Source organism: Pseudoalteromonas nanhaiensis (genome assembly GCF_051235485.1).
In the GTDB taxonomy this organism is placed as follows: Bacteria; Pseudomonadota; Gammaproteobacteria; order Enterobacterales; family Alteromonadaceae; genus Pseudoalteromonas; species Pseudoalteromonas lipolytica_C.
In genome coordinates this window covers 1-2,851 of record NZ_JBPNYQ010000050.1, presented here as the reverse complement: position 1 = coordinate 2,851, position 2,851 = coordinate 1, and the positions used below count along the sequence as shown (strand labels likewise).

3 protein-coding genes are annotated in these 2,851 nt (G+C 36.1%); all 3 read left to right on the top strand.

All coding sequences use genetic code 11. The features are described from left to right. The first annotated feature begins 483 nt into the window (after positions 1-483). The 3 genes from ACSFVZ_RS20380 to ACSFVZ_RS20370 are packed head-to-tail and all read left to right on the top strand — an operon-like array spanning position 484 to position 2,789. The gene (locus tag ACSFVZ_RS20380) at positions 484-1,647 is read left to right on the top strand and encodes a dsDNA nuclease domain-containing protein (RefSeq protein ID WP_435559508.1); all 1,164 of its coding nucleotides are present in this window, start codon (positions 484-486) and stop codon (positions 1,645-1,647) included. Positions 1,648-1,650: 3 nt separating this feature from the next. Continuing rightward, positions 1,651-2,130, top strand: coding sequence for a hypothetical protein (locus tag ACSFVZ_RS20375; protein ID WP_169021452.1), 480 nt, complete (start codon positions 1,651-1,653; stop codon positions 2,128-2,130). Further along, positions 2,127-2,789 (top strand): AAA family ATPase, encoded by a 663-nt coding sequence (locus ACSFVZ_RS20370; protein ID WP_435559507.1) that lies wholly within the window; start codon positions 2,127-2,129, stop codon positions 2,787-2,789. The genes ACSFVZ_RS20375 and ACSFVZ_RS20370 overlap by 4 nt, the downstream gene beginning before the upstream one ends. Positions 2,790-2,851: the final 62 nt, after the last annotated feature.

Genomic DNA, 2,851 nt, shown 5'->3' with positions numbered 1-2,851 from the left:
GCGAATGTTTACGATATGGTTTTACTTTCATGATTACTGACTCCAAAAAGGTGTCTACTTTTATGGAGTCAGATCAACTCAAGCTAGCGAGCTTCGAGGGGAAAGAGTAAAGGAGCTTTAAGCTATAAGTTTTGAGTTAGACGTGCCCGCACATTGCTATGGCTAACCCCGATGCCGTAGGCGTGAAATTTATTTCGCGCGGAGGAGATAGGGTTAAGTCAAAAAGTAAGGCCTGACCCAATGTGTTTTGAAGCAACTCACCCGTCTGCCGAAGATGATAGCGGGTTGTTTTAATAATTGACCACTGACACTTGATATCGGGAAAAATACTGTAATAATGTACAGTATCGATTTGAGTCGGTTTAACTGTCATTATTAATCACGGAAAATATTAATAATAAGCTTTCATGGATAGAAAGTGATGCATATCCAATCACAAATCTTTCCTGCAAAGCAACTCTAATAAAGAGAGGTTGCTGACAGTTGGTTAAGTTACATGAAGTAGATCCTAGAGAACAGGACGGCAGAGATACATTATCTAGGTATAAAGCCCAAACTAGAGCCGCTAGTTTAGCCAGTTTAGAAATTCTAGAAAATAATACTGTAGATCGAGTCTTTTGCGATTGGCATGACGACTTCGTTGTTAGAAAGATTATTGATGGAAAAACGTATTATCACTTTTTTCAGGTTAAAACTAAGAAAAAAAGAAATGCACAATGGTCGCTAATAAATATTTTTGGGATAAATAATAAGAAAAAACCTGAAGATATCGTTGAGAGAATTACTGATAGCTTTGCTGGGAAACTGTTGATTCATACTGTTAACTTTTCAGCTTCGTGTGAAAAAGTAATTTTTCTAACAAACATACATGTCAAAGACGAAGTTGAAGATCTACTGGAAGCGTTAGATGAAGAAGATTTTACAAATAAAACCTTAGCAGCTCTCGTTGAGCATTTTAACAATTGTTTCAGTGATGGAACACGGTTGTATAAAGAGCATGAAGTTAAATCTTTAATCTCAAAGTTTGGAATTGTTCCGGGGGTCGAATACTTAAAAGTAGAAGGCGCTATATTCGAATCAATTGCCAGAGAAAAAATCTTTCAGTACAGCGAAATTGATCTTCAGTATATGGAAGCAAGAGAGATAATCGATAACTTGATGGCTTTGGTAGAAAGTAAATCTGTGGGAGTGTTGCCGAAATCGTTAGATGAAAAAACCTTGGATGAATTAGCTGGGGTTGGCATTGATGAATTGCTGGAAGTCTTGAGTTTATCGAAAATTGGCTACGATATGCTAACTAGTGGTGGTGACACAAAGGCGCTAAAAAGCCTTTCAATATTACAGCGGATTTTAAAGAAAACTGATACGCCTAAGCAACTCATTGACTATGCAGCAAAATGTAAAACTGAATGGGACATTTGGTATAGGAAGTACAGGCACGATGTACCTGACTTTAATTTAATGATGCTGGAATCTAAGTTATCGGACTCTGTAAAACAGAGGATAGTGACAGGGTTTGGATTTACTGAATTAAAAGAAGATGTAGAAAGAATATTTAGTGATTTAAAAAAGGAAAAGTGCTTCACAGCTTTAAGTGAAGAGATTGTTTTAGGTGGATTGTTTTCAGTAATGGTGAGGTCTCAATAAATTATGGATATAGAAGAGTTTTTTGAGGTAGCCAAAGCTTCAAACCTTAGAATTCAACTTGATGAAGTAAAGACTGTTAGGTCGCATAGGCTAAGTAATGAAGCTTTATTTCACTTACCTTTTATTTCAATGGTTGTTTTGTTGATGGCAAAAGAGAGACGGAAACCTAATACTCCAGAATTGGGACAATTGGTAGGAGAGTGCATAGAAAGGTCGATTAAAGAGTTTAAAGGTTCTTCTCAGCATTTAGGCTGGTCTGCAAATCTACGAGTGAGAACGGTAAAAGCGCTTTCGTTTTTGGAAATAGCGAATTTGGTTTCGGTTAATAACAGAAAGACTAAATTAGAAGCTACTGAATTAGGCAAGAAAGTAATTAACAAAGCCATAGATGAGAAATCAGACTTGTCTTACAACCTGCTTTTAATTCAAAGAAATTATCGAAATATATGTAGGGAAAAACAAATGGAGCTTGAATTAGCATGAAGTTAGAATCTCTAAAAGTGTATGCTCGTGGCAGCAATGGATGGGGATCAAGTGAGCTTGCATTTGCTAAATCTATCACTCAGTTGTACGGGCCAAATGGGTCAGGAAAAACTCCTCTTGTGCAATCAATAGCCTTTTGTTTAGGCTACCCGTGCGAATTTAGAGATGATATTTATGTTCACTGTGAAAGTGTTGTGCTAACAGTATCTTTAAATGGGAAAATCTATAAATTAAAGCGCCAATATTCGAGAGAACTTTACGTTCAAGTTATGGAGCCAACAGGTACTAAACAACGATTTTTTAAAGAAGGTGATTACAGCCGTTATTTATTTGAAGTATTCGGCTATGAATTCCCTCATTTGGTTACTAACTCCAATACTCACACGCATCCTTATTTATCCACAATATTACCAATTTTTTATTTAGATCAAGATATTGGCTATACAGATTTTTATAAATCTCCGGGCAGCAATTTCATTCGAGATCAATTTTCCGAGGCTGTCAGGATTTCTGTAAACCTACCTTCAAAGAATTCCTTTGATAAGAAAAAAAGTGCCATTGATGCGAAAAAGGCTGTTGAGAGATTGGATAATAAAGTTCAACGCTTAAAAGGATTGTATGAAGATGCTTTAAATGATAGTGAGAGTGTAGTGGCATAGTTAATTTGGCCACCCATTAAGAAAGAAATGTTATGCTAATAAGCATACAAATTTGGGTGTAA

What these genes read in the sequence shown, in the direction of transcription:
- ACSFVZ_RS20375 (WP_169021452.1), top strand. Translation starts at nt 1,651, where the DNA reads ATGGATATAGAAGAGTTTTTTGAGGTAGCCAAAGCTTCAAACCTTAGA.
- ACSFVZ_RS20370 (WP_435559507.1), top strand. Translation starts at nt 2,127, where the DNA reads ATGAAGTTAGAATCTCTAAAAGTGTATGCTCGTGGCAGCAATGGATGG.